The organism is Bradyrhizobium sp. BR 10289, assembly GCF_019455385.1.
Lineage (GTDB): Bacteria > Pseudomonadota > Alphaproteobacteria > Rhizobiales > Xanthobacteraceae > Bradyrhizobium.
Genome location: NZ_JACOFR010000027.1, coordinates 38,408 through 57,025, shown reverse-complemented (window position 1 = coordinate 57,025; position 18,618 = coordinate 38,408). Strand labels below are relative to the sequence as shown.

22 protein-coding genes and 1 tRNA gene are annotated in these 18,618 nt (G+C 64.8%); 9 read left to right on the top strand and 14 right to left on the bottom strand.

Features of this window, described 5'->3' with window-relative positions; all coding sequences use genetic code 11:
* Nucleotides 1–5: 5 nt before the first annotated feature.
* The 6 genes from HYH08_RS31480 to HYH08_RS31455 form a co-directional block, all read right to left on the bottom strand.
* Nucleotides 6–974, bottom strand: coding sequence for an ABC transporter ATP-binding protein (locus HYH08_RS31480; protein WP_220013719.1), 969 nt, complete (start codon nucleotides 972–974; stop codon nucleotides 6–8).
* A complete protein-coding gene (locus HYH08_RS31475) occupies nucleotides 971–1,966 on the bottom strand; it encodes an ABC transporter ATP-binding protein (RefSeq protein ID WP_220013718.1) in 996 nt (331 codons plus the stop codon). Before HYH08_RS31475 ends, HYH08_RS31480 begins: the two co-directional genes overlap by 4 nt.
* Nucleotides 1,966–2,883: an ABC transporter permease gene (locus tag HYH08_RS31470; RefSeq protein WP_220013717.1), complete on the bottom strand. Its 918-nt coding sequence runs from the start codon at nucleotides 2,881–2,883 to the stop codon at nucleotides 1,966–1,968. Before HYH08_RS31470 ends, HYH08_RS31475 begins: the two co-directional genes overlap by 1 nt.
* Nucleotides 2,849–3,808 (bottom strand): ABC transporter permease, encoded by a 960-nt coding sequence (locus HYH08_RS31465; protein ID WP_220013716.1) that lies wholly within the window; start codon nucleotides 3,806–3,808, stop codon nucleotides 2,849–2,851. The genes HYH08_RS31470 and HYH08_RS31465 overlap by 35 nt, the downstream gene beginning before the upstream one ends.
* Before the next feature lie 30 nt (nucleotides 3,809–3,838).
* On the bottom strand, nucleotides 3,839–5,632 hold the full coding sequence (locus tag HYH08_RS31460; RefSeq protein ID WP_220013715.1) for a peptide ABC transporter substrate-binding protein: 1,794 nt from the start codon (nucleotides 5,630–5,632) through the stop codon (nucleotides 3,839–3,841).
* 260 nt (nucleotides 5,633–5,892) lie between these two features.
* Nucleotides 5,893–7,311 carry a M20 family metallopeptidase gene (locus tag HYH08_RS31455; RefSeq protein WP_220013714.1) on the bottom strand — a complete coding sequence of 473 codons (1,419 nt, stop codon included), beginning with the start codon at nucleotides 7,309–7,311 and terminating at the stop codon, nucleotides 5,893–5,895.
* A gap of 290 nt (nucleotides 7,312–7,601) precedes the next feature.
* Here HYH08_RS31455 and HYH08_RS31450 point away from each other — a divergent pair, with 290 nt between their 5' ends.
* The 3 genes from HYH08_RS31450 to HYH08_RS31440 all read left to right on the top strand — a co-directional run bounded on the left by HYH08_RS31450 (nucleotide 7,602) and on the right by HYH08_RS31440 (nucleotide 9,964).
* Entirely contained in the window at nucleotides 7,602–8,576 is a 975-nt protein-coding gene (locus tag HYH08_RS31450; protein WP_220013713.1) for a S1C family serine protease, read from the top strand.
* 29 nt (nucleotides 8,577–8,605) lie between these two features.
* Entirely contained in the window at nucleotides 8,606–9,676 is a 1,071-nt protein-coding gene (locus HYH08_RS31445) for a carboxylesterase family protein (RefSeq protein WP_220013712.1), read from the top strand.
* 81 nt (nucleotides 9,677–9,757) lie between these two features.
* The gene (locus tag HYH08_RS31440; protein WP_220013711.1) at nucleotides 9,758–9,964 is read left to right on the top strand and encodes a hypothetical protein; all 207 of its coding nucleotides are present in this window, start codon (nucleotides 9,758–9,760) and stop codon (nucleotides 9,962–9,964) included.
* An 83-nt stretch (nucleotides 9,965–10,047) separates the two neighbouring features.
* Here the strand turns inward: HYH08_RS31440 and HYH08_RS31435 are convergent, their stop codons facing one another.
* The 5 genes from HYH08_RS31435 to HYH08_RS31415 form a co-directional block, all read right to left on the bottom strand.
* Nucleotides 10,048–10,704 (bottom strand): DsbA family protein, encoded by a 657-nt coding sequence (locus HYH08_RS31435; RefSeq protein WP_220013710.1) that lies wholly within the window; start codon nucleotides 10,702–10,704, stop codon nucleotides 10,048–10,050.
* A gap of 88 nt (nucleotides 10,705–10,792) precedes the next feature.
* Nucleotides 10,793–11,515: an LrgB family protein gene (locus HYH08_RS31430; RefSeq protein ID WP_220013709.1), complete on the bottom strand. Its 723-nt coding sequence runs from the start codon at nucleotides 11,513–11,515 to the stop codon at nucleotides 10,793–10,795.
* Nucleotides 11,512–11,895: a CidA/LrgA family protein gene (locus HYH08_RS31425; RefSeq protein WP_220013708.1), complete on the bottom strand. Its 384-nt coding sequence runs from the start codon at nucleotides 11,893–11,895 to the stop codon at nucleotides 11,512–11,514. Before HYH08_RS31425 ends, HYH08_RS31430 begins: the two co-directional genes overlap by 4 nt.
* A gap of 34 nt (nucleotides 11,896–11,929) precedes the next feature.
* Nucleotides 11,930–12,415 carry a PaaI family thioesterase gene (locus HYH08_RS31420; RefSeq protein ID WP_220013707.1) on the bottom strand — a complete coding sequence of 162 codons (486 nt, stop codon included), beginning with the start codon at nucleotides 12,413–12,415 and terminating at the stop codon, nucleotides 11,930–11,932.
* A 3-nt stretch (nucleotides 12,416–12,418) separates the two neighbouring features.
* Nucleotides 12,419–12,847 carry an acyl-CoA thioesterase gene (locus HYH08_RS31415; RefSeq protein ID WP_220013706.1) on the bottom strand — a complete coding sequence of 143 codons (429 nt, stop codon included), beginning with the start codon at nucleotides 12,845–12,847 and terminating at the stop codon, nucleotides 12,419–12,421.
* A gap of 98 nt (nucleotides 12,848–12,945) precedes the next feature.
* Here HYH08_RS31415 and HYH08_RS31410 point away from each other — a divergent pair, with 98 nt between their 5' ends.
* Nucleotides 12,946–13,494 (top strand): TetR/AcrR family transcriptional regulator, encoded by a 549-nt coding sequence (locus HYH08_RS31410; protein WP_220013705.1) that lies wholly within the window; start codon nucleotides 12,946–12,948, stop codon nucleotides 13,492–13,494.
* Between the two features lie 46 nt (nucleotides 13,495–13,540).
* Here the strand turns inward: HYH08_RS31410 and HYH08_RS31405 are convergent, their stop codons facing one another.
* Nucleotides 13,541–14,038 (bottom strand): hypothetical protein, encoded by a 498-nt coding sequence (locus HYH08_RS31405; protein WP_220013704.1) that lies wholly within the window; start codon nucleotides 14,036–14,038, stop codon nucleotides 13,541–13,543.
* Between the two features lie 188 nt (nucleotides 14,039–14,226).
* Between HYH08_RS31405 and HYH08_RS31400 the strand changes: the two genes are divergently transcribed.
* Together HYH08_RS31400 and HYH08_RS31395 are read left to right on the top strand one after the other, a co-directional pair.
* Nucleotides 14,227–14,511 (top strand): PsiF family protein, encoded by a 285-nt coding sequence (locus HYH08_RS31400; protein ID WP_220013703.1) that lies wholly within the window; start codon nucleotides 14,227–14,229, stop codon nucleotides 14,509–14,511.
* Between the two features lie 101 nt (nucleotides 14,512–14,612).
* Nucleotides 14,613–15,698 carry an AbrB family transcriptional regulator gene (locus HYH08_RS31395; protein WP_220013702.1) on the top strand — a complete coding sequence of 362 codons (1,086 nt, stop codon included), beginning with the start codon at nucleotides 14,613–14,615 and terminating at the stop codon, nucleotides 15,696–15,698.
* Nucleotides 15,699–15,701: 3 nt separating this feature from the next.
* On the opposite strand, the gene HYH08_RS31390 is transcribed toward HYH08_RS31395, so the two are convergent.
* Complete coding sequence (locus HYH08_RS31390) at nucleotides 15,702–16,241, bottom strand: disulfide bond formation protein B (protein ID WP_220013701.1); 540 nt, start codon at nucleotides 16,239–16,241, stop codon at nucleotides 15,702–15,704.
* Between the two features lie 171 nt (nucleotides 16,242–16,412).
* On the opposite strand from HYH08_RS31390, the gene HYH08_RS31385 reads away from it, so the two are divergent.
* Together HYH08_RS31385 and HYH08_RS31380 are read left to right on the top strand one after the other, a co-directional pair.
* Nucleotides 16,413–16,497 (top strand) — tRNA-Leu (locus tag HYH08_RS31385).
* A gap of 186 nt (nucleotides 16,498–16,683) precedes the next feature.
* The gene (locus HYH08_RS31380; protein WP_220013700.1) at nucleotides 16,684–16,986 is read left to right on the top strand and encodes a hypothetical protein; all 303 of its coding nucleotides are present in this window, start codon (nucleotides 16,684–16,686) and stop codon (nucleotides 16,984–16,986) included.
* 680 nt (nucleotides 16,987–17,666) lie between these two features.
* Here HYH08_RS31380 and HYH08_RS31375 read toward each other — a convergent pair.
* Nucleotides 17,667–18,200: a DUF6314 family protein gene (locus HYH08_RS31375; protein WP_228748201.1), complete on the bottom strand. Its 534-nt coding sequence runs from the start codon at nucleotides 18,198–18,200 to the stop codon at nucleotides 17,667–17,669.
* A gap of 51 nt (nucleotides 18,201–18,251) precedes the next feature.
* Between HYH08_RS31375 and HYH08_RS31370 the strand changes: the two genes are divergently transcribed.
* A complete protein-coding gene (locus HYH08_RS31370) occupies nucleotides 18,252–18,491 on the top strand; it encodes a hypothetical protein (protein ID WP_220013699.1) in 240 nt (79 codons plus the stop codon).
* Nucleotides 18,492–18,618 lie beyond the last annotated feature (127 nt).

The following is an 18,618-nucleotide window of genomic DNA, read 5'->3' as shown; positions in this document are numbered from 1 at the left end:
GGAAATCAGGCGAGATGACACGCCACGAAATGGCCGCCCGCCCCCTCCTTCAGCTCCGGCGCACTCTCCGAACAGCGCGGCTGGGCGATCGGACAGCGGGTGTGGAAGTGGCAGCCGGACGGCGGCTTCATCGGGCTCGGCACGTCACCCTTGAGACGGATGCGCTCGCGCTTGAGCTTTGGATCGGGCACCGGCACCGCCGACAACAGCGCCCTGGTGTAGGGATGCTGCGGATTGCGGTAGAGGTCGCTGGCCTTCGCGAGCTCGACGATGCGCCCGAGATACATCACCGCGACGCGGTCGGAGATGTGCTCGACCACCGAAAGATCGTGCGCGACGAAGAGATAGGTGAGATTGAGCTCGGCCTGGAGGTCTTCCAGGAGATTGATGACCTGGGCCTGGATCGAGACGTCGAGCGCGGAGACCGGCTCGTCGCAGACGATCAGCTTCGGCTCGACCGCGAGCGCGCGCGCGATCACGATGCGCTGGCGCTGGCCGCCGGAGAATTCGTGCGGATAGCGGCGCATGTGCTCGGCCTTGAGCCCGACCTTGACGAGCAGGCTGGCGACGCGCTCCTCGCGCTCCTTGGCGGATGACCCAAGCTTATGAATAACGAGGGCCTCGCCAAGGATGGCGCCGACCGTCATGCGCGGATTGAGCGAAGCGAACGGATCCTGGAACACCAGCTGCATGTTCCGCCGCATCGCGCGCAGATCGTTGCCACCGAGGCTGCGCACGTCCTGGCCGTCGAAAGTGACCTCGCCGTCGGTCGGCTCGATCAGACGCAGCACGCAGCGGCCGGTGGTGGACTTGCCACAGCCGGATTCGCCGACGAGACCGAGCGTCTCGCCGCGGTTGACCGAGAACGACACGCCGTCGACCGCATAAACGCTGCCGACCTGGCGCGACAGCAGGCCGCCGAGCACCGGGAAATGTTTCTTCAGGCCGCTGACGCGGAGCAAGGGTTCGCTCATGACGCGGCTCCCAACTGCGTATCTCCCAAATGACAGGCCATGCGGTGGCCGGGCGAGACCTCGCGCAGCAGCGGCTCCACCTTCGTGCAAACGTCCATGGCGAACTTGCAGCGCGGCGCAAACCGGCAGCCCACCGGCGGATTGATCAGGATCGGCACCGAGCCGCCGATCGCCTCCAGCCGCGTCTTGTGCTCGCTGTCGAGGTCGATGCGCGGGATCGAGCGGATCAGTCCTTGGGTATAGGGATGGCGGGGATCGCCGAACAGATCGTCTACGGGCGCTTCCTCGACCACCTTGCCGGCATACATCACGACGACGCGCTGCGCGGTCTCGGCGACGACACCCATGGCGTGGGTGATCAGCATCACCGCCATGCCGAAGCGTTCCTTCATGTCCTGAAGCAGGTCGAGGATCTGCGCCTGGATGGTGACGTCGAGCGCGGTGGTCGGCTCGTCGGCGATGATCAGCTTCGGCTTGCAGGCGAGCGCCATCGCGATCATCACGCGCTGGCGCATGCCGCCGGAGAACTGGTGCGGATAGTTGTGCACGCGGCCTTCGGCGTTGGGGATCTGCACCAGCTTCAGCATCTCGATGGTGCGCTCGAGCGCCTGCTTCTTGGTCACCGCCTCATGGCGGCGCAGGCTCTCGGCGATCTGCTCGCCGACGGTGAGCACCGGATTGAGCGAGGTCATTGGCTCCTGGAAGATGAAGCCGATCTCCTTGGCGCGGATCTCGTCCAGCTGGTTGCTGGTCAGCGGAACCAGATCGCGGCCCTCGAAGATGATCTGGCCGGCCGCGATACGTCCGGGCGGCATCGCGATCAGCTTCAGGATCGACATCGCCGTCACGGTCTTGCCGCAGCCGGATTCGCCGACGATGCAGAGCGTCTCGCCCTTGTTGATGGAGATGTCGACGCCGTCGACCGCCTGCAGGATGCCGTCGTCGGTGGAGAAGTGGGTTTTCAGCCCTTTGATTTCGAGCAGCGGCGCCATCAGATCACCCGTCGCGCATCGAGCGCGTCACGCAGACCGTCGCCGATGAAATTGATGGCGACCACCGCGATGAAGATCGCGCCGCCCGGAAACAGCGCCCAGTGCGGGCCGATGTCGAGAAAATCCTTGGCGTCGAACAGCAGACGGCCCCAGGTCGGGGTATCCGGCGGGAAACCGAGGCCGAGGAAGGATAGCGTGGACTCGGCGATGATCGCCGCCGCAACGTCGATGGTGCCGGCGATGATCACCGGACCGAGCGCATTGGGCAGGATGTGACGCACCACCTGCCGCACCGGGCTTGCGCCCAGCGCGCGGGCGGCCTCGACGAACTCCTTCTCGCGGATCGACAGGAATTGCGCGCGCACGAGGCGCGCCACCGGCATCCAGCGCAGGCCTCCGATCACCAGCACGATCAGGATGAAGATGCCGCCTTCGGGGCCAAATGCCTGCTTCAGCCCATCGCGAAATAGATAGATCAGCAGCAGCAGCAGCGGCAATTGCGGCAGCGAGAGGAACAGGTCGGTGAGCCACATCAGGCCGTGCCCAAGCGCGCCGCGCGACATGCCGGCGAGCGCGCCGATCAGCACGCCGATGAAGACCGAGACCAGCATCGCGGCAAGGCCGACCGCAAGCGAAATGCGTCCGCCATAGATCATGCGCGCCAGGAGATCCTGGCCGAGATCGTCGGTCCCGAACGGATGCGCGAGCGAGGGCCCCTGCATGCCGGCCAGCACATCGATGTCGTTGATCTTGACGCGCCAGACGAACGGCCCGGCCACGACGGCCAGAATAAGGACGAGCAGCAGGAACGCGCTGACCACGGCGAGCTTGTGGCGGCTGTAACGCCGCCACGTCTCGCGCCAGGGCGAGTAGACGCGCCGCTCAGCGGAGGGAGATGCGAGGGTCAAGCCAGCCATAAAGGACGTCCGCGATGAGATTGAACAGCACCACGAGGCACGCGAAGACGAAGGTGACGGCCATCACCACCGGCGTGTCGTTGGAAAGGATGGAGGAGATCAGCAGCGAGCCGATGCCGGGGATGCGGAAGATCTGCTCGGTGACGATGGCACCGCCGAACACGGCCGGCATCTGCAACGCGATCAACGTCACCACCGGGATCATGGCGTTGCGCATCACGTGCTTGACGATGACTTTGGCCTGACCGAGCCCCTTCGCACGCGCCGTCGTGACGTAGTCGAGCCGGATCACGTCCAGCATGGCCGAGCGCACGAAGCGCGTCATGTATGCAGCCTGGAACAGACCGAGCACCGCGACCGGCATGATCGCCTGCCGGATCATCTCGAGCACCCAGCGGATTCCGGTCGCCTTGATGTCGGTGGAGTAGACGAAAGGCAGCCAGTCCAGCGTCACCGAGAAGATCAGGATGAACAGCAGGCCAGTGAAGAAGGTCGGCAGCGAGAAGCCGATGAAGGCGAGCGTGCTCGCGATCTGGTCGAACAGCGAATAGGGCTTCGTCGCCGCATAGACGCCGACAGGTATGGCGATCAGCAGCGCAAGGATCTGCGCCGAGCCGATGACATAGAGTGTCGCCGGCAGACGCTGAAGGATCAGCGTGTCGACGTTCATGCGGCTGACGAAGGAGAAGCCCCAGTCGCCGTGCAGCATGGCGCTGAGCCAGTGCAGGTAACGGAGATAGATTGGATCGTCGAGGCCGAACTTGGCCCGAAGCGCGGCCTGGACCTCAGGCGGGACGTTCGGATTGGTCGCCAGTTCCGAGAAGGGATCGCCGGGCGCGAGCGCCAGCACGAAAAACAAGACGGCCGAAATCCCGAGCAAGCTCGGGATCGCGATCATCAGGCGACGCAGGATATACTGACTCATGAGGGAAGGACCCCGTCTAGGATTGGGGGATCATTCCTCCCGGTACCAGTCGAACAGATTGTCGGTTTCGTTGGCCCAGCCGGAGATCACCGGACGCAGCGTATTGGCGGCAGCCTCGACCTTCAGGCGATGCATCGCCGGAATGAAGACGGTCTCTTCCCACAGCAGGTCGTTGCACTTGATGTACAGGGCGGCGCGCTTGATCGGATCCATTTCCTTGTCCGCCGCATTGATCGCGGCGTCATAGTCCTTGTTGACCCAGCGCGGGAAGTTGGTGCCCTGCCACTTGTTCTCCTTGGTCGCGACGTTGCTCGAGAGGTAGCGACGCATGTGCTGCGACGGATCCGGCTGGCTCAGCGGGATCTGGAACATCTCGATGTCGGCGTAGAACTTCGGGTAGGTGTCGGGGTTGGCCACGTCGGAGGAGAAGAACACCGAGGCGACGACCGACTTCAGCTCGACCTCGATGCCGGCCTTCTGACAGGCCTGCTTGACGATCGCCTGGGTCTTCTGACGCGGACCGTTGATCGAGGTCTGGTACAAGAGCTTCAGCTTCTTGCCGTCCTTCTCGCGGATGCCGTCCGCGCCGGGCTTCCAGCCGGCGTCGTCGAGCAGCTTCGAGGCCTTCTCGATGCTGAACTCCCAGGAGGTGTTCTTGGAGACGAACTTTTCCGGGCCGTTGAGGAAGTTGGCGGTGGTGCGGCCGGCGCGGCCGTAGATCGCCTTCTTGATGGAGTCGCGGTCGACCAGCATCGACAGCGCCTTGCGCACCGCGGGATCGGAGAACAGCGGATGCTTGGTCTTCATCGAGGAACGCTCGCCGTCGACCTCGACGTTCGGATCGGTGAAGTTGAGCGCGATGAACTCGGTGTCGCCGCCGACAGCATAGATGGTCTTGCCCTTGCCACCCTTCTCAAGGCGCAGCAGCACGTCGTCCTCGACCTGGATGTTCCATCCGAAATCATATTCGCCGGTCTGGATCACCGCGCGCGCCGCCGACACGGCATCGCCGCCACCCTTCATCTCGATCGTATCGAAATAGGGACGGTTCGCCATGTGATAGTCGGGATTGATCACGCCGCGGATGAGATCGCCCGGCTTGAATTCGACGAACTTGTAGGGACCGGTGCCCACCGGAGAGAGATTGGTCGGAGCTTCGCGGGATTTCGAGCCGATATAATCGGCGAACAGATGCTTCGGCAGGATCTGGCCGGCACCGGCGCCGACGAATGCGTCAGCCCAGAACGGCGTCGGCTGCGCGAAGGTGATCTTGACGGTGAGATCGTCGATCTTCTCGACCTTGAGATCGCGATAGGTCGCGATCGTCACGGTCGCAGTGGCCGGATCCTTGACGTATTCCCAGGTAAAGACGACGTCGTCGGCCGAGAACGGCTTGCCGTCGTGCCATTTCACGCCCGGCTTCAGTTTCCACGTCACCGAAGTGCCGTCGGCGGCGAGCAGGCCGTTCTGGACCGAGGGGATTTCGGCCGCCAGCACCAGCTTCATGTTGCCGTCCGGATCCCAGCAGGCGAGCGGTTCGTAAAACAGGCGCGAGCCGTCCTGGTCCTTGGTGCCGGTGGCGAAATGCGGATTGAGCAGGGTCGGACCCTGCCACCACAGCAGTTTCAGGGCACCGCCGCCGCCGCGCTTCGTCGGCTTGTAGGTCGAAACGCCTTCCGCCATGGCAACGCCGCCAAGCGCGAGGATCTGGTTGGCGAGGGGGGCGGCGAGGCCGACGGCGGCCACGCGCTTGATGAAGGCACGGCGATCCATCCGTCCGTCCTTCACGTCACCGATCATCGAACGCAGTTCTTTATCCAGCATGGTTGTCCCCCGTCTGGTTCCCGTATGGATGCAGGCGGCCGCGGGTCGGCCGCCGGGTTTTGGCTGGCGGTAGATGGCACACTGAATAGGCCGCCCGTCAACTGCGACCATGTGTATGCAAACGATGTTCTGGCTGTCTGTTGGGCAAAACTGCGTTCCGCAGCCCAAGCGTTCGGCAATCCGGCGTCAAAACACGCCGGATTCCACGTTGCACTGCGGAAAATTTGTTCGCCGGATCAGACGAAGTGTCGAGACGAATTCTACGCCACGGACATATTCAGCGGCGGCGACACGTGGTCCGGCAGTGGGCACACATAAGGAGTCTTGGCGGTGCGCTTCGCAAGGTCCGCCTTGGCGGCCTTGATCAGTTCCGGCTCGGTCAGCGCCTTGATGCCGAGGCCGGCCATCGCCTTGGCCGCCTGCACCATGGCCTTGTGGGCGTGCGGGCTCTTGCCTTGCGCCACCACCTGCCAGGTGTGGAACGGCGTGCCGATTGCAACCGTCGGTGCGTGAACCTGCACGGTCGGCACAACCCAGCTGACATCGCCGACGTCGGTCGAACCGACCAGCGGGTTACGCTTGGCATCGAGCGGCACCAGGAAGTCGGCCAGCGGCCGATCGGTCGGCTCCATGCCGATCGCGTAATAGACCGACGCGATGTCCTTGTCGGTGAGCGTCGCGCGGATCTGACTGGCAAAACCCTTGTCCGCATCGTCGAAATGCGGCGGTCCGAGTTCTTCCATGACCTTGTGCAGCGCCTGCTCCAGCGGCGTATTCGGCAGGATGTTGGAGACCGCGGAGATGATCTTCATCTCGACCTTGGTCTCGGTCATCAGCGCAGCGCCCTCGGCGATCTTGCTGACACGCCCGACCAGTTCGTTCATGCCGGGCAGATCACGGGCGCGGATGGAATAGCGCACGCGCGCATGGGCCTGCACCACGTTGGGCGCGATGCCGCCGGTGTCGAGCAGCGCATAGTGCACGCGGGCGTCGCTTGGCATGTGCTCGCGCATATAGTTCACGCCGACGTTCATCAGTTCCACCGCATCGAGCGCGGAGCGGCCGAGATGCGGAGAAGCCGCCGCGTGCGAGGTGCGGCCGGTGAAGATGAAGTCGGCACGCGTGTTGGCCAGCGACGGCGTCACCGCGACTTCCCAGAAGCTGTGCGGATGCCAGGTAATGGCGATGTCGGTATCCTCGAATGCGCCGGAGCGCACCATGAAGGCCTTGGCCGCGCCACCCTCTTCAGCAGGGCAGCCGTAATAGCGGACGCGGCCCGGCACCTTGTTCGCGGCAAGCCAGTCCCTCACCGCGGTCGCGGCGAGCAGCGCGGCCGAGCCGAGCAGATTGTGGCCGCAGCCATGACCATGGCCGCCGGTCTCGATCGGCCGGTGTTCCGCAACGCCCGCCTCCTGGCTGAGGCCCGGCAGCGCGTCATATTCACCCATGAAGGCGATGACCGGTCCGCCCTCGCCCCATTCGCCCATCACAGCCGTCGGAATACCCGCCACCTTCTCGGTGATGCGGAAACCCTGGTGACGCAGCTCGGCGAGATGCTCGGCGGCGGAGCGCGCTTCGGTGTAGCAAACTTCAGGCATGCCCCAGACCTTGTCGCTAAGGTCGATGAAACGCGCCTTGATCGTGTCGACGCCACGCCAGATGTCGCTGCGGTTATCCATTGCTTCGGTCCGTGATCCCTTGGTCAAACGAAGCGGCAAGGGTTAGCAGCTTCATGGCAGCCCGCCTAGCACCTCGCCGGACAGCAGCCATGCGGCGGATGCCAGCCAGATTCTGCGGCAGCTTGCTGCCTATGCAGGCGGTCCCATGCCTTTCCAAGATTTCACATGCCGCTATCCGGAATAGTTGGGGAACGAGGCTTTCAAGGCGGCCTGCTCCGGCCTAAATTATCCGTGCGTCGCGTCTCGCTCCGCTCGCCATGGCGGGCGATGCACTCAGCCAGGAGAACTCCATGCCCGCTCTGACCGAATGGAGAGTGCCGCCGGCCAATCAGCCGCGTGCGAGCGATTACGGTTTCGATCTCGACCGCGCGCTCGCCTCCGTCGTCGGCCTGCACGCCATCATCCCGCCGGACGCCTTCAGCGCCGAGACGCTGGGCACCGAACGCGCCGGCAACGGCGTCGTGATCGACGACGGGCTGGTGCTCACCATCGGCTATCTCATCACCGAGGCGGAATCGGTGTGGCTGCACCTTGCCGACGGCCGCGTCGTCGAAGGGCATGCGCTCGGCTTCGATTCCGTCACCGGCTTCGGCCTCGTGCAGGCACTCGGTCACCTGGACGTCGAACCCTTGCCGCTCGGCAATTCGGCGGACACGCGGATCGGCGACCGTGTGGTGGTCGGCGGCGCCGGCGGCCGCACGCGCTCGGTCGCGAGCCAGATCGTGGCCAAGCAGGAATTCGCCGGCTATTGGGAGTATCTGCTGGACGAGGCCATCTTCACCTATCCCGCGCATCCGAACTGGGGCGGCACAGCCCTCCTCAACGAGCGCGGCGAGCTGATCGGCATCGGCTCGCTTCAGCTCGAGCGCGAACGCGACGGTAAGGCGGAGCACGTCAACATGATCGTGCCGATCGACCTGTTGAAGCCGATCCTCGACGATCTCCGCAAGTTCGGCCGCGTCAACAAGCCGTCGCGTCCGTGGCTCGGACTCTATTCGACCGAGATCGACAACCGCGTGGTGGTGATCGGGATCTCCGCCAACGGCCCGGCTGCACGCGCTGAGCTCAAGACCGGCGATGTCATCCTCGCGGTGAACGGTGAGAAGGTCACCAGCCTGACCAGCTTCTACAAGAAGATGTGGGCACTGGGCGCTGCCGGCGTCGACGTGCCGCTCACCGTGCATCATGAAAGTGGCGTCACCTTCGACGTCACGGTCGCCTCGACCGACCGCTTCAAGCTACTCAAGGCGCCGAAGCTGCACTGAGCTCACAAAACTCACGCAAGGACGCTGCGATGACCGAGGCCGTGGTCGACGACATCGTGGCCGTGTTGCCGCCATTGCTCAATGCGCTGGAAGCGCTCGGCTTCTTCCAGCGGCATCTGCACCCGCCGGCCTTTGCCTCGGTGATGAATACGATCGGCACGCCGGACGAAGCGCTGCACGTGGCACGCGGGGCGATCGGCGAGTGGCCTGAACAATTTGCCGGCCTGCGAAGCCGTATCGACGGGGCTTGCAACGAAGCGCTCGCCGCCTTCGCCGGCATCCGCGAGGTCGAGCGCGGCAATGGCGATCTCGTGGCGGTGTTCCGCGCGCTGCGCCATTTGCCGCGCGCGCAGGAGGCGCTCTATCCGCTGTCGGTGCAGTTTCCACCGGTCAGCAGCTTCTTCCTTAACGCCGCCAATCGCGAGAACGAAGACCTGCTGGCACGGCTCGAGAGCGGCGCGAGCGAAGATACCGGCATCTTCCATGATCACAACGAGCCCGGCAGCCGCGGCGGCTTCTCGGTCTATGTCCCCGAATATTACACGCCGGATCGGGCCATGCCGTTGGTCGTGGCGCTGCATGGCGGCAGCGGCAATGGACGCGGCTTCCTGTGGAGCTGGCTGCGCGATGCCCGCAGCCTTGGTGCGATCCTGGTGGCGCCGACCGCGACCGGCCAGACCTGGGCGCTGATGGGCGACGATGCGGACACGCCCAACCTGATGCGCATCGTCGAGACCGTGCGCAGCCGCTGGAGCATCGACGCCTCGCGGATGCTGCTGACCGGCATGAGTGACGGCGGCACCTTCAGCTACGTCACCGGTCTCGACGGCGCCTCGCCCTTCACGCATCTGGCGCCGGTGTCGGCGACCTTCCATCCGCTGATGGCGGAGATGGCCGATGCCGCGCGCCTGCAAGGGCTGCCCATCTTCATCACCCACGGCAAGCTCGACTGGATGTTTCCGGTGCAGACCGCACGGCAGACGCAAGCCGCGCTCTCCGCCGCCGGAGCCGACGTCACCTACCGCGAGATCGACGATCTCAGCCACACCTATCCGCGCGAGATCAATGCGGAGCTGCTGGAATGGCTGAACGGAGAATGAACGACCTCTCCTTAGATGCGCCGCATGGCCGCGGAACCATCGCTCCGGGCCGACGTTATCGCCCGTCATTGGAGATTCGCCATGCAGACCTTTTTCGGAATGATCTTGGGCGCGCTGCTGCTCGCGGGCGGCGTCTATGTCTATGACTCCATGCAGACGTCATCCGTCGCCAATGGCGAGGTTGCGATCACCAATCGCACCATCGTGAACTGGGATGTCGCGAAGGCCGATTGGGACTTGCTGCGCGACCGCGCGCACAAGGATTGGGTCCGGATCTCGTCGAAGTAATCACGACCAACCCGACATGAACAAGGCGCCGTCGCGGGCTCGCGGCGGCGCCTTTATGCTGGACGTGATGAACGCGGCTTGCTTCAGTTCATCTTGGCCTTGCGCGCATCCGCAATGACCTGCTCGAATTCGGCCATGCTGAGCACGCCGGGCACACGGTACTTGCCGACGATGAAGGACGGCGTGCCGCGGAAGCCGAATGCTTCGGCCTGCTCGTTGTTGCGCTTGAGGACGGCGTCTATGTCCCTGGCATGGTCGGTGAGATCGCGCTTCAACCGGTCCATGTCGACGCCGGCCGCCGCGAGCAGCTCGTTGATGCGCGGCTCGGTCAGGCGCGAGCTGACGCCCATCATGGCGTCATGGGCGGGGTGGTACTTGTCCTGATATTTGGCCGCGAGGGCGATCCGGGCGGCCGTCACCGAGACGGGTCCCAGGATCGGCCAGTCCTTCATCACCAAGCGCACCTTGCCGTCGTCCTGGACGACCTGGCGCAGCTCGGGCTCGAGCTTGCGGCAATAGGGACAATTATAGTCGGACCATTCGATGATGGAGATGTTGCCGTCGGGATTGCCGGCGACGGGAACGTCGGGGTCGCGCAGCACCTTGGCTTCGGTCAGCACCTGATCGTCGGCGGCGGCGTGCGCCAGGGTGATCCCGCCCGCCGCAAGAGCACCGGCTCCGATCAGCGTCAGCGCGGCGCGCCGCGTCGGCACAAGGCCCTTCTTCAGAAATACAGTCATATCTCGTCCCGTTTCGGTCCCATCTTCCGCCAATACGGATCGGGACCGTGAATTGTTACCGACGATATAAAGCGTCGCAGCCGCAATGTCATCGCACCAGCAGCGTGGCCGCCAGGGGGACCAGGAACGAGGTCACCAGCGCGTTCAGGCTCATGGCGATGCCGGAGAAGACGCCGGCGATCTCATCGACCTGGAAGGCGCGGGCGGTGCCGATGCCATGCGCGGCAAGGCCGGCGGCAAAGCCGCGCGCGCGGTAATCGGTGATGCCGGTGCAATTCATCAGCGGCGTCACGATGATCGCACCCATGATGCCGGTGAGGATGACCGCAACCGCCGCCAGCGACGGGTCCGCATGCAGGGATTCGGCGATGCCCATGGCTACGCCGGCCGTGACCGATTTCGGCGCCAGCGACAGCACCACCTCGCGCGGCAGCCCGGCGAACTCGGCCAGCAGCACCACCGACACCACGGCCGTGACCGACCCGGCAACCAGGGCCACCAGCATCGGCACAATGGAGGCCACCACACGCTTGCGGTTCTCGTAGAGCGGCACGGCGAGCGCGACGGTGGCGGGCCCAAGCAGGAAATGCACGAACTGCGCACCGGCAAAATAAGTCGTGTAGGAGGTGCCGGTCAGGAGCAGGAACGCGCCGATGATCCACATCGCATGCAGCACGGGATTGGCGAATGGATGGCGCCGCGTCGCCAGCGACACCGCATCCGTGCCCGCATAGACCAGCAGCGTCACGGTCAGCCACAGCAGCGGCGACTGCGAGAGATAGACCCAGAGCGAAAACGGGTTGTCCTTCATCGCGCGTCCTGCTGCCTCAACAGGCGGCTGACGAGGCGGAAGGTCAGCACCGTCGCAAGCAGCGTGACCATTACCGAGAGCGCCAGCACGAGGATGATAGCGATGCCGTGGGATGCGAGCAAATCGAGCTTCTGCACGACGCCGACGCTGGCCGGTACGAACAGCAGCGACAAATGTACGAGCAAGCCCTTGCTCGCCGTTTCGACGCCATCGTTGCGCAGGGGTCCAAACGCGAGCAGCGAAAAACGGTCGCGGGCGAGCAGCACGATCAGGAGCAGCAGCAGGCCGAGCACCGGACCCGGCAATGGCAGACCAAGGCCGTGCGCGATCCCTTCGCCGATCAATTGGCACAGCAGGATGAGGCCGAGACTTGCGAGCATGATCGCCGCATCAAGGAATGCGACGGCGGGCTTGTCAATCGCCGCGCGCCGCGGGGGACGTGTGCAGCGTCTGCGGAGCCTCGCGGGGCAGCATCGTCATCAACGTTCCGGTCATGGTCGCGATCAGCCTGGTGTTGCCCGCGTGCTCGGCAAAGGCCCTCGCCTCGCAGAAGGTCAGGGTGCGGCCGGGCTTGACCACTTCGGCCTTGAAGACGAAGCGGTCGCCCTGGGCGGGCGCGAGCAGCGTGGTCTTGAACTCGACCGTGAGGATGTCGGCCTCGCGCGGCATCAGGGTGAAGGCGGCAACGCCGCAGGCATTGTCGAGCCCGGCCGTGATGATGCCGGCATGGACAAAGCCGTTCTGCTGCGTGAATTGAGGTGAATGCAGCATCGCCAGTTCGGCTTCGCCCGGCGCCAAGCGAACGATCACGACACCGAGCGTGTGCATCGCCGGCTGTCTTTCGAACATGGCAATGGCAGCGGCACGATAACCCGGATTCTTCGGCTCGAACGCGGTCATGGCTCAGGCCTCGGCCGGCGCGGCGAGATGCTTCAAAGCCGTTTGGCGGATGGCATCTTCGAACGGCGCGGACTTGCGCTGGCTGCGGTCCATGTGCACGCCGGTGATCTCGCAAAACGCCGCGATCTCGCCGGTCTCGGCATTCGTCATGTCGTGCCGGAAGCGGATCGATTTGTCGCGAACCTCGAGCAGATGACTGCGGACCTCGACAATGTCGCCTGCGAGCAGCTCACGCTTATAGGTGATGTTCTGTTGCACGGCGGCCATGCCGCGGCCGGAGACGCGCAAATAGCTCGGCGTCAGCCCGAGGCGGGCGAACAGATTCCAGTTGGCTTCGTCGAACTTGCCGACATACCACATGATGTTCATGTGACCGATGTGATCGCACTGCCACGGATACACCGTGCCGCGATAGGTCGCCTCCTGCTCCATCGCCCATTCCTGCCCTTTGATTGTTGATACGGTAGCGTATCAAGGCCTTGCCGCGTTAGCAATACGGCACCGTATCAAGAACCGGTGAGGCTTCCTTCATGAGCGACGGCAAGGGCGATGTCTGGGTCGAGGCAGGGTTTACCGAGCTCGCGCGCTCAGGGGTCGGGGGCGTGCGGGTCGAGGTGCTGGCCAAGAATCTCGGCGTCACCAAAGGCGGCTTCTACCGCCGCTTCGCCGACCGCGCGGCACTGCTCGAGGCCATGCTGGAACGCTGGCGCGAAGGGCGCACGGCATCGATCGCGCAGCAGACCAGTCTCGAGGGCCACGAGCCCCGCGAACGGCTGAAGGCGGTCATCCAGCTCTATTCCGAGCGGCTGAATCCGGAAGGCATGGCGATCGAGCTCGCGATCCGGCAATGGGCGCGCTCTGACGAGAAGGCGGCAGCGGCAGTGGCGAGCGTCGATGCGGCGCGGCTCGGGCATGTCGCCGAGCTCTATCGCGCGACCGGTCTCGAAGCCGAGGAGGCCGATGCGCAAGCCTTCCTGTTCTACTGCTTCATCTTCGGCCAGAGCCTTCTGTTCGTCGAGCGCGGCCCGCGCAAGCGATCGCAACTGGTGGCGAAATCGGCCGAGAAACTGCTCTCTTGAAGCAAGAGGCCGGAGCCATGCTCCGGCCTCGGTGTGGTCAGGAAGCTCAGGCGGCACCCTTCAGCTTCTTGTTGCATTCGCTGTAATAGCCGCCGCCCTTCTCGATCCACTTCATGCCGCCATTGCCGCTCGTGGTCTTGTTGGCATTGTACTGGTCGACGCAGGTGTGCAGGCGGGCCTTGCCTGGGGTCTCCTTGGCGTATTTCGGATCGACCGCGTTCGGATAGATCGCGGGACCGGCCGGCAGCGTCGGCGCCGGAGCAGCAGCGGGGGCCGCCTCCTTCTTGGCCTGCTTCGGCTCGGCAGCCGGCGGAGGCGCGGCCGGAGCCGCAGCGGTTGGCGCGGCGGCCGGCGTCGCATCCGCACCGCACTGGGCCTTGCGGAAATCATTCCACTTCATGGTGCCGAGCGAGCCGTCCTTCTTGGCGGCCTGATACTTCGCGCTGCACTCCTGCGAGGTCAGCGCCTGCGCCGGCGCGCTCGCCACCAGCGCGGCAAATCCCGACACCGCAACGGCACACAACAATTTTGATTTGATGGTCATCCTTGGTCTCCCTCAGGAAAGCGAAACGAGGATTGCTATCCTAGCGTGTCGTCGGCTTGCGACAAGGAAGCGGCGGCGTTCGCCGCAAAAATATAGTGATGGCGTCGTTCAGATTATTCATGTCGCGTTCAGCAAGGCGAGCCGACGTTGCCGACCCTTCGCAATTTTCCCAAGAAGAGTGAAACATCATGACCCTCGCCTCTCGCCTCGCCGCCGTCGCTCTCGCTTCACTGCTCGCCAGCGGCACCGCTTTCGCGCAGACCGCAGCTCCGGCTGCCAAGACCGATGCCAAGACCGATGCCGCCGCCACCACCGACAAGAAGGCGCCGAAGGAGCGCTCGGCCGAGTCGCTCGAATGCTCCAAGCAGGCGGATGCCAAGGGCCTGCACGGCAAGGAGCGCAAGAAATTCCGCTCCGAGTGCATCAAGACCGCGAAGGCCGGCACGGCCGCTCCGGCCCCCGACAAGAAGTAAATCCATCACATGACGGCCAGCAAACACCGGCGAGAGGCGCGCGCATTGCGGCATGACATGGCTGCAATTGTGCGCCTCTCGCTGATTTGCAATAAGGTGGTGTGAAGCAAATCACCGCCTCCCTGCCGTTCGAATGGCCAAGCCGTGCCAAGATCTTGAGCACGGTGGAGACACTCGTCATCGGCACTGCCGGCGGCCTCGTGTTTCTCTTCGCGGGCCTTCCCGGCGGATTGATCTCAGGCGCGATGATCGCGGTCGGCATTGCCGCGATCGCCGGCCGCCAGCTGACGCTGCCGCCGATCCTGACCCAGACCGTGCTGGTGCTGCTCGGCATCTCGCTCGGCTCCGTCGTCTCGCGCCATCTGCTGCAACAGGTCAGCGCCTATCCATTGACCATCGGTCTGCTCGCGCTCGCGACCTTCTGCTCGACCTTCGGCTCAAGCTATTACCTCCAGCGCATCCACGGCTGGGACCGCACCTCGGCCTTCCTCGCCGGCAGTCCCGGCGCACTTTCGCAGATCACGATCCTGGCGGTCGAGCGCGGCGCCGACCTGCCGGGCATCGCGGTGGTGCAGACCATGCGCGTCATCATCCTGACCGCAGCGCTGCCGATGGTGCTGGCCCTCGCGGGCGTCGCGCCCTCAGCAGCGCCGTCGCTGACGACGGCGATCGCCTCGCCGCTCGACCTCGCCACGCTGGTCGCCGCCTCGCTCGCTGCGGCGCTGGTGCTGCGGCTGATCAGGTTTCCGGCGAGCTGGATGTTCGGCGCGATGATCGCCTCCAGCGTGCTGCATGGGGCGGGCTGGGTCGAGGGCGGTTTGCCGAACTGGGTGCGCGGCGTGGCACTGGTCGGCATCGGCGCGCTGATCGGCAGCCGCTTCGCGCGCATGCGGCTCAAGACACTCGCCGGCCACATCAATGCGGCGCTGGGCTCGTTTGCGGTCGCAATCGCCGTTTCCGCGATCTTCGTCGGCATCGTCGCCCTCACGACGCAGGTGAAGTTTTCAGACGTCGTGGTCGCTTTCGCACCGGGCGCGATGGACGCCATGCTGGCGTTGGCCCTGACGCTGCACATCGACCCGATCTTCGTCGGCGCTCATCATCTGTCGCGCTTCGTGTTCGTGACGATCGCAACGCCGGGAATCGTGCACCTGTTCGGGCGCACCCAGGACGATGTGGACGATTGAACCTTAACGCTTCGCCGTCGCCGCAAATCCCCACGCGGTGAGCGCCGCCATCAGGAGCGAGATCAGCACGTTATAGCCGGCGAGCGAAAGGCCGAGGAAGCGCCACTGCACCTCGTCGCAGCGGACCACTTTCACGGTGTCGAGCTTGGACAACAGATCGGCGGCGCTGCCGAGATTGACGACGGGGCCGGAGCAGTCCGTCGGTCCCTTCCAGAACCCCCATTCGACACCCGAATGGTACGTGCCGAGACCGGCATTGGCGAGCGTCGCCAGTGCGAGAATCGCAAGGCCGGCAAGCAGCAGCGGCCGCGGCGCGCCGCTTCTGGCGGCAAGTGCGATCAGCAGGCCGAGCGGGATCGCCAGATAATAGGCGTAGCGCTGCTCCAGGCAGAGCGGACAGGGCACGATCCCCAGCACGAGCTGGAAGAACCAGGCCCCCGCGATCGTGGCTGCCGCAATCAGGGTCACGAGAAGCGCAGCGGTCAGAGCCGGGCTGGCGGCCGCCGGTCTGAATGCAGGTATTGCGGCACTCTGGGTCGTCACGGCAGCTCTCTCCGATGGGTCGCTTGCCAAAGCTCTAATCTAAAGGCTCTAACCCCGCCCCATGCGGCTGTCGAGAACGGCCGGGATCACTTTGGCGCGGGTTGACCCCGCTTTGTCCATGGCTATAGTCCGCCGGCTTCGCGACGCCCGCCTTGGGGGGGCCGACCGAGGGCCCCTGTGGCGGAACTGGTAGACGCGCTCGACTCAAAATCGAGTTCCGCAAGGAGTGCTGGTTCGATTCCGGCCAGGGGCACCAGCCTTCGCTGCTTCGCAGCTACGGCTGGGCAAGCCACGCTCCGCGCCATCGAAGCGAAGTGGCGAAGGCTGTCGCGCCGAAGCCTTGGCGAAGGCGGACTGGATCCGCGACCTCCCCCTCCTCTTCCAATCGTCACATCCCGTCTGTATAAACCGGTAGCTTCTTCCGTAACTCGAAGGAGCTCATATGAACGACCTGCACACGTGGCTTTCGCAACAGCACCACGGCCTGCGCACCTTTAAGACATTCCAGCAAAAGCTCGAAACGCTCGGCCGGGACGATCCCGCCCAGCGCGGCCTGTGCCGTCTGCTCAGCGGTCTCGTCGGCAGCTATGTCGAAGCCTTTGACGAGGCCCCGCTGCCGGTCGAGGTGGCCGATGGCGCTTATCACCGCCTGCTGGCGCTGCTTGAGAGCCTGGATATTCACGCCGACGCCCACCGCCGGCTCGCCGACATCAACCGTGTCGCGGCGAGTGAGCTCTGGCGCTGAACGGCAGGACGAATGGGCTGAATTCAATTTTCAGACAGCCCGAAGACATGCGGACATAACCTCGCAGCGCAACGCGCCCGAGTTGTGTGCTTCTCGTGACGCCCCCTTGCTTGGAAAGGGCGCAGGGAAGGCCGGGCGCCGGCTGGCACCCGCGGTCCACTGTGCGAAGGTTGCGCTACAAGAGGCTGCACAGCGGCATACAGGGCAGCCTGGACATCCCGGCCTTTCCCTGCGCAGTGGTTTTACGGCTTATGGCGCGCTCTCCCCGGGGAGCGTTGCACTATTGCCCCCGTCGCCTTGCGGATGGCTGACGCGCGGACCCGGTCGGGCCGCTACGTCACCGCAAGACTTGGCGCACAGACCCCGGGCGCCAGGACCACACGCTTTTGCCGTACGCGAACCGCACCGGTCGTGTGCGCGCCGCTCAGCCACTCACGGGAAACCCGCCCTGCGATTGCTTGCGCGCCGATGCACTCCACGTCCACCGCCACCCGGCCCGCGCATCGTGACGATCGCGAAACGCCCCTTATCCTTGGGCCAGGATGGCGCTCATATACGACATTTCCGAATTTCTGTCAATCAGAATTTTTCAAACGGGCCATTTGGCGCGCGCCGCGCAGTGCGGAGAGCCGGCTCCGGCCGTAAATTACGGCGCAGCAATTACCCTCGCGCGAGCTCCATCATGCAAGAGGCGTATAGGTCGTGCTCATCGTGTAGTCCTTGCTTGGACCCGACACCACGTGACGGATGGTGAACGTCCCATCCGGCAGAAACAGGTAAGCCGACTGATACTCGTCGCGCCTGCAAAGATGGCGCGCATGTCCGCTCAACGCTCCTCCCGATGAGGCGGACAGTAAGATCTCGTGAAACAGCCGCGGCGGATCTTCCCTGAAGAAGACCTTGAATCCGCGGTCGCTGCCGCGGAAGACGTACTCGCGCTCGGCCTGCACGATGGTGCCGTTCGCAAGCGCCAAGGCCCCCTGCTCGCGATAGGCGAGCCGCCCTTCGCCGAGCGCCGTGAAGGTCGCGACGCCCCGCATCGTCGCCTGGCCTTCGATGACCCTGTCGAGAGACCACGAGCCGGTCAGCCTTCTGGCGACGTCCGAAGCGTCACCCCAACCAACGATCGTGGCATCGTCCATATCTTCCGGCCTTCGCATTAACCAACCCGCCCGGCCTTGCAGGACCGTCAGCCGGGAGTTCGACTTCAGCAAGCCGATACCTATATCCTACCGCAACGGACAGGGATGCAGCGAGCAGCTTCGATGGCCAGGAGACGCACGACGGAAGCGGACGCCGACGACCTCCCCCGCTATTTCGTCTGGGTCCGGGGCCTCGAAGGCCCCGAGCCACAGAAATGGATGGCGATGGATTTCGGCATCGGCGACTGGAAGCGGCCGCAGGTGCTGGCCTTCCTTGAGCTGCCGGACGGCGAACGGCACCTGCCGCTGTCGACACTGGCGCGGCGCTATCCGCCGCCGCGGGTGGAGGGAAATGGGGCATAGGCAGGCCTCCTTCCTGTCTGAGAAGCTCTGATCCCGCCAGCGACCGCCGCCCCCATGATTATGGGTGTCACGGCATGCACGCTGCGGCTAAACTTGGCCTCGCGCCGCGGGGGACACGCGGGTCGCG